General features: G+C 69.6%; 2 protein-coding genes. Both read left to right on the plus strand.

Features of this window, described 5'->3' with window-relative positions; translation table 11 throughout:
* Positions 1-16 precede the first annotated feature (16 nt).
* On the plus strand, positions 17-6,535 hold the full coding sequence (locus J2Z30_RS48735) for a type I polyketide synthase (protein ID WP_209469181.1): 6,519 nt from the start codon (positions 17-19) through the stop codon (positions 6,533-6,535).
* A 26-nt stretch (positions 6,536-6,561) separates the two neighbouring features.
* A partial coding sequence (locus J2Z30_RS48740; protein ID WP_245389354.1) for a beta-ketoacyl synthase N-terminal-like domain-containing protein occupies positions 6,562-7,565 on the plus strand: 1,004 nt, incomplete at its 3' end.

A 7,565-nucleotide genomic window follows, 5' to 3' on the forward strand; every position in this document is an offset into this window, starting at 1 on the left:
GGGAAGGTGACCTCCGGTGGAGAACGACGAGAAGCTGGTCCGGTACCTCAAGCGGGTGACCGCCGATCTGCACCAGGCGCGACAGCGGCTCACTGAGATCGAGGCCGCGCGGTCGGAGCCGATCGCGATCGTGGGGATGGCGTGCCGGTTGCCGGGTGGGGTGACCACGCCGGAGGAGTTGTGGGACCTGGTGATGTCCGGCGGTGACGCGGTCGGTGGGTTTCCGGAGGACCGGGGCTGGGATCTGGAGAACCTCTTCGACCCGGATCCGGATCACCCCGGCACCAGCTATGTCCGCGAGGGTGGCTTTCTGCGCGACGCGGGGGAGTTCGACGCGGGCTTCTTCGGGATCTCGCCGCGTGAGGCGTTGGCGATGGATCCGCAGCAGCGGTTGCTGTTGGAGACGTCATGGGAGGCGTTGGAGCGCGCCGGAATCGATCCGACGGCCCTGCGTGGCAAGGACGTCGGTGTCTACTTCGGCACCCTCAACCAGGACTACGCCACGGACGTGGACACGGTCCCCGAGGGCGTCGAGGGCTATCTGATGACGGGCAGCTCGGCGAGCGTGCTAACCGGTCGGGTCGCCTATGAGCTGGGGTTCGAGGGCCCGGCGATGACGATCGACACGGCATGTTCCTCCTCACTGGTGGGCCTGCACCTGGCCGCGCAGGCGCTGCGCTCCGGCGAGTGCTCGATGGCCCTGGCCGGAGGGGCCACCGTCATGTCCACCCCCAGCGCCTTCGTCGGCTTCTCGCGGCAGCGCGGCATGGCTGAAGACGGCCGCTGTAAGTCGTTCGCGGCGTCGGCGGATGGTACGGGGTGGGCCGAGGGTGTGGGTGTGGTGGTTTTGGAGCGGTTGTCGGATGCGGAGCGGCGTGGGCATCGGGTGTTGGCGGTGGTGCGTGGCAGTGCGGTGAATCAGGATGGTGCGTCGAACGGTTTGACGGCGCCGAATGGTCCGTCGCAGCAGCGGGTGATTCAGCAGGCGTTGGCGGGTGCGGGGCTGGTGGCGGGCGATGTGGACGCCGTGGAGGGCCACGGCACGGGCACCACGCTGGGTGATCCGATCGAGGTCCAGGCCCTGATGGCGACCTACGGTCAGGATCGGCCTAAGGGGCGTCCGTTGTGGTTGGGATCGTTGAAGTCGAATATCGGTCATGCGCAGGCGGCTGCGGGTGTGGTTGGTGTGATCAAGATGGTGCTGGCGTTGCGGCATGGGGTGTTGCCGAAGACCTTGCATGTGGATGAGCCTTCGCCGCAGGTGGATTGGTCGGCGGGTGCGGTGGAGTTGCTGGCTGAGGAGCGGGTGTGGCCTGAGGTGGGGCGTCCGCGTCGGGTGGGGGTGTCGGGGTTTGGGGTGAGTGGGACGAATGCGCATGTGATTTTGGAGGAGGCTCCGGAAGTGGTGACCGGGGTGGTGTCGGAGGCTCCGGGTGGTGTGGTGCCGTTGGTCGTTTCGGGCTCTGATGGGGCGGGGTTGCGGGGGCAGGCGCGGCGGCTACTGGACTTTGCGGAGCGACGGCCGGAAGTGGAACTGGGCCATCTGGCACGTTCCTTGGCGGCGTCGCGGGCGGGGTTGTCGGATCGTGCGGTGGTGGTGGCGGGGGATCGGAGTGAGGCGTTGGCGGGGTTGGAGGCTGTGGCCGGGGGTGAGGTGGCCGGTGGTGATGTGGTGGGACGTGCGGACGCTCAGGGCCGGGTGGTGTTTGTTTTTCCTGGTCAGGGGGCGCAGTGGGTGGGGATGGGTGCGGAGTTGTTGGAGTCGAGTGTGGTGTTTGCGGAGTGTTTGGCTGAGTGTGCGGGGGTGTTGGATCCGTTGACGGGGTGGTCGTTGGTGGATGTGGTGCGGGGTGTGGGGGGTGGTGTGTTGTTGGAGCGGGTGGATGTGGTGCAGCCGGTGTCGTTTGCGGTGATGGTGGGGTTGGCGCGGGTGTGGTTGGCGGCTGATGTGGTGCCGTCTGCGGTGGTGGGTCATTCGCAGGGGGAGATTGCGGCGGCGTGTGTGGCGGGTGGGTTGTCGTTGGAGGATGCGGCGCGGGTGGTGGTGTTGCGTAGTCGGGCGATTGCTGCGGGGTTGTCGGGTGGGGGTGGGATGGTGTCGTTGGGTGTGGGGGTGGGGGAGGCGGAGTTGTTGGTGTCCCGTTGGGTGGGTCGGGTTGAGGTGGCGGCGGTGAATGGGCCGTTGTCGGTGGTGGTGGCTGGTGAGTCGGAGGCGTTGCGGGAGTTGGTGGGGGAGTGTGAGGGTGCGGGGGTGCGGGTGCGGTGGGTCGATGTGGACTATGCCTCGCATACGGCGCAGGTGGAGGTGGTTGAGGAGGAGTTGGCGCGGTCGTTGTCGCAGGTTCGGCCGGTGTCCTCAGGTATTCCGTTCTTCTCCACGGTGGAGGCGGGGTGGGTGGATACGGTCGAGTTGGATGCCGGGTACTGGTATCGGAATCTGCGGAGCACGGTGCGGTTCGCCCCGTCGGTCGATCAGTTGATCGGGGAAGGCTTTGCGGCGTTTGTTGAGGTGAGTGCGCATCCGGTGCTGACGATGAGTATCGAGGCGGCGGCGGAGCGAGCGGATGCCGGGCCGGTTGTGGTGACCGGGACGCTGCGGCGGGACGAGGGTGGTATGCGCCGTGTGCTCGCCTCCCTGGCCGAGGTGTACGTACGGGGTGTCCCCGTCGACTGGACCGCTCTGCTCGGCAACGTCCCCGCGCACACCGCGCTGGATCTGCCCACCTACGCCTTCCAACACCAGCACTACTGGCTGGGACGGCGAGGCGGATCGGTGGACGCGACCGCGCTGGGGCTTGCGCGGGCCGACCACCCACTGCTGGGCGCCATGACCGAACTGCCCGAGTCGGGGGGCTTGCTGTTCACCTCGCGCCTGTCGTTGCGTACGCATCCGTGGCTGGGCGACCACGCGGCGGCGGGCACGGTGCTGCTGCCCGGGGCGGCGTTCGTGGAGCTGGCGGTGCGCGCCGGTGACGAGGTCGGCTGTGGTGTCGTCGAAGAGCTCGTCGTCGAAGCACCGCTCACCCTGTCCGAGCGCGACGGTGTTCAGGTGCGGGTGAGTGTCGGCGCGGCGGACGAATCCGGCCGACGCCCGGTGGCAGTGCACTCACGCGGCCAGGACGGCGGCATCGACACCCCCTGGACCCGCCACATCAGCGGCACCCTTGCCCAGGACACCCCCGTTGAGCTGGACGCGGACCTGACGCAGTGGCCTCCCACCGGGGCGGTGGCGGTCCCGGAGGAGCGGGTGCGCGGCATCTATGAGGAACTGGAGGCGAGCGGTTACGGATACGGCCCCGCCTTCCGTGGTCTGCGAGCCGCGTGGACGCGGGGCGACGAGATCTACGCCGAGGTGGCCCTGCCCGAGGAGCTGTCGGCCGAAGCCACCGCGTTCGGGCTGCACCCCGCACTGCTCGACGCGGCCCTGCACGCCACCGCGTTCCGCGGCCGTACCGATGACCAGGCAGGGCCCACCCTGCCGTTCGCCTATCGGGGAGTGTCCCTGCACGCTTCCGGGGCTTCGGCACTGCGCGTACGTATCACACCCAACGGCAAGGAAGGGGTGGGCCTTCGGCTGGCCGATCCGAGCGGGGTGGCGGTGGCGGTGGTCGAGTCGTTGGTGTCGCGGCCGATGCCGGCGGCGCCGCTGGGCGCCGTCACACGGACCTCTACCGACCGGATGTTCCTCGTAGGGTGGGAGCAACTGAGGGTCGACGCCGACGACGTACCACTGGAGACCGTCTCCGTACGCACCGCACAGGACGTACGGCAGTTGGCCACCCGAGCCGACACGTCGGCCGGGGCGCCGCCGGTGTTGCGGTACGAGATCGGCCCCGACGGTGCCGTAAGCGACGACCGCAGCGCGGCCCGCGCGCATGAGCTGACGGGCCAAGTGCTGGACGTGCTGCGGACGTGGCTGACCCAGCCCATGCTGGAGGACACACGTCTGCTGGTGCTGACACGGCGCGCGGCAGGAGTCCGCGACACCGATCCGGTCGATCCGGCGGCCGCCGCGGCCTGGGGGCTGGTCGCCACCGCGCAGTCGGAGAACCCCGGGCGGATCCTGCTCCTCGACGTGGACGACACACCGGCCTCCACGGAGGCCCTGCCCACCCTTCTGCCCGTCCTGCTCGCCGGAGACGAACCACAGATCGCACTGCGCGAAGGCGTCTGCCACCAACGCCGTCTGACCCGAGCGACGGCCGACGAGGCACTCGTGACGCCCGAAGGAGAACCCGCGTGGCAGCTGGGCACCCGCGGCCCGGGAACGCTGGAGGGCCTGGCGCTGCTGCCGTCGCCGAGGGCACTGGCGCCACTGCCCCCGGGCCATGTCCGGATCGAGACACGTGCCGCGGGGCTCAACTTCCGCGATGTGCTGATGGCGCTGGGCATGTACCCCGGCGAGATCAGCATCGGCAACGAGGGCGCGGGTGTGGTCACGGAGGTCGGCCCGGGTGTCACCCGCTTCTCTCCGGGTGACCGGGTCATGGGGCTCTTCGAGGGAGCGGGCGGCCCCCTCGCCGTCGCCGACTGCCTCACTCTCGTCCACATGCCCGAGGGGTGGTCATTCGAGCAGGCGGCCGCGGTCCCCTGCGTCTTCCTCACCGCCTACTTCGGGCTGCGGGACCTGGCACGGCTGGAGCGCGGGGAGTCGGTCCTCATCCATGCGGCCGCCGGTGGCGTGGGCATGGCCGCGGTGCAACTGGCGCGGCATTGGGGCGCCGAGGTCTACGGCACCGCCAGCCCGGCCAAGTGGGACGCGGCGCGTACCGCCGGTGTCCCGGACGGACGGCTGGCCAACTCCCGGACGCTGGAGTTCGAGCAGCGGCTTCTCGAGATGACCGGCGGCCGTGGCTTCGATGTGGTGCTGGACGCCCTCGCCGGAGACTTCGTGGACGCCTCACTCCGGCTGCTGCCCAGGGGCGGCCGGTTCATCGAGATGGGCAAGAGCGATATCCGGGACGCCGAAGAGGTGGGCATTCAGCACCCCGGCGTGGCCTATCGGGCGTTTGACCTGGCCGAGGCCGGTGGCGAGCGCATCCAGCGGATGCTGACCGAGCTGGTCGACCTCTTCGAGAAGGGGGCGCTGACCCCGCCACCGGTGACCGTATGGGACATCCGGCGCGCTCCGGCCGCCTTCCGCTTCATGAGCCAGGCGCAGCACATCGGCAAGAACGTGTTCACCCTGCCGCGCCGACTGGACCCGGACGGCACCGTGCTCATCACGGGTGGCACCGGATCGCTGGGCAAGGTGGCCGCCCGGCGCCTGGTGACCGAGCATGGCGTACGGAATCTGGTGCTGACCAGCCGGAGCGGCCCCCAGGCCGCCGGCGCCGCCGAGCTGGAGCGGGAACTGACCTCACTCGGCGCACGAGTACGGATCGCCGCCTGCGATGTGGCAGATCGCGACGCCCTGGCCGAGCTGCTGTCCTCACTGCCCCAGGACGCGCCGCTGACCGCCGTGGTGCACAGCGCAGGAGCGCTGGACGACGGTGTGATCACCGCCTTGACCAGGGAACGGCTGGACACGGTCCTCGCCCCGAAGGTGGACGCCGCACTCCATCTGCACGAGCTGACCCGGCACCTGGATCTGGCGGCCTTCGTCCTGTTCTCCTCGGCCGCGGGGACGCTCGGCAGCTCGGGGCAGGGGAGCTATGTGGCGGCCAACGCCTTCCTGGACGCCTTGGCACATCGGCGCCGCGCCGCGGGGCTTCCGGGCATTTCCTTGGGCTGGGGGCTGTGGGCACAGGGTGCGGGGGTCGGTCTGACCGGCCATCTCACCGACGCCGACCAACGGCGCATGGCGCGCGGGGGAGTGGCCGGGCTGTCGGAGGGCGAAGGCGGAGCACTGTTCGACACCGCATTGCGCATGCCCCAGCCGGTGGTGCTTCCGATGAAACTGGACCTGGGCGCACTGCGGACTCAGGCCGCCGCCACCGGACCAGTGCCACCGTTGCTCCGTGGCCTCGTCCGGCAGAGTCGGCGCATTGCGCGGACGGCCGCCGACCTGGACGCCTTCACCCAGCGCCTGACCAGGGCCACGCCCGAGGAGCAGGAGCAGATTCTGCTCGGCCTGGTCTGCCGGGAGGCGGCTCGGGTACTGGGCCACGCCTCCGCCCACGCCATCGGGCCGGACCTGGCGTTCAACGAAATCGGCTTCGACTCCCTCACAGCGGTGGAACTGCGCAATCGGCTGGCCAACCACACCGGGATACGGCTCCCGGCCACGCTGGTCTTCGACTATCCGACGCCCACCGCCCTGATGCGCCACTTGCGGACGAAGCTCTGCCCGGATGCCCCACCTGAGCAGAACCAGGCTGGGAGGGAGGAGGATCTGCGCCGCGCGTTGGCCAGCACACCGCTGAGCCGCTTCGAGGAGCTGGGCATCCTCGACACCCTCCTGGCACTGGTCCAGGACCCCGAGGCGGGGCAGCAGGTGGACGGGCAGTCGGCGGAGGAGCAACCGGCCGCCGCGATCGCCGATATGGATGTCGCCAGTCTGGTGCAACGAGCCATGAGCAAGGCCGGAAAGTAATGTCGGTTCGGAATGCGGAGGCCGGGATGACCACTCCCGAAGCGAAGGTCGTCGAAGCGCTGCGTGTCACGCTCATGGAGAACGAGCGGCTCGAGCGGGAGAACGCCGACATACGTCGCGGCCTGTCGGAGCCGATCGCGATCGTGGGGATGGCGTGCCGGTTGCCGGGTGGGGTGACCACGCCGGAGGAGCTGTGGGACCTGGTGGTGTCCGGCGGTGACGCGGTCGGTGGGTTTCCGGAGGACCGGGGCTGGGATCTGGAGAACCTCTTCGACCCGGATCCGGACCACCCGGGCACCAGCTATGTCCGCGAGGGTGGCTTTCTGCGCGACGCGGGCGAGTTCGACGCGGGCTTCTTCGGCATCTCGCCGCGTGAGGCGTTGGCGATGGATCCGCAACAGCGCATCATGCTCGAACTCTCCTGGGAGGCGTTCGAACGCGCCGGGGTCGACCCGACCGCTATGCGGGGCAAGGACATCGGCGTCTTCTCCGGGGTGACTTACCACAGCTACGGCTCCGGAGCGCGGGTCCCGGACGAGCTCGAGGCGGTCATGGGAACGGGCACCTCGGCGAGCGTCCTGTCGGGGCGGGTGTCTTATGCGCTCGGTTTCGAGGGCCCCTCGGTCGCGGTGGATACGGCGTGTTCCTCGTCGCTGGTGGCGTTGCATCTGGCCGTACAGGCGCTGCGGTTGGGCGAGTGCTCGATGGCGCTGGCCGGAGGTGTGACCGTGATGGCCAACCCGGGTATCTTCGTCGGTTTCTCGCGGCAGCGCGGCATGTCCAAGGACGGTCGTTGCAGGGCGTTCGCGGCCGCGGCGGACGGCACCGGCTTCTCCGAGGGCGCGGGCGTGCTGCTGGTGGAGCGGTTGTCGGATGCGGAGCGAAACGGTCATCGGGTGTTGGCGGTGGTGCGGGGTAGTGCGGTGAATCAGGACGGTGCGTCGAATGGTTTGACGGCGCCGAATGGTCCGTCGCAGCAGCGGGTGATTCGGCGGGCGTTGGCGGGTGCGGGGTTGGTGGCGGGTGATGT

Origin of the sequence: Streptomyces iranensis (genome assembly GCF_017874715.1) — a bacterium.
GTDB lineage: Bacteria > Actinomycetota > Actinomycetes > Streptomycetales > Streptomycetaceae > Streptomyces > Streptomyces iranensis.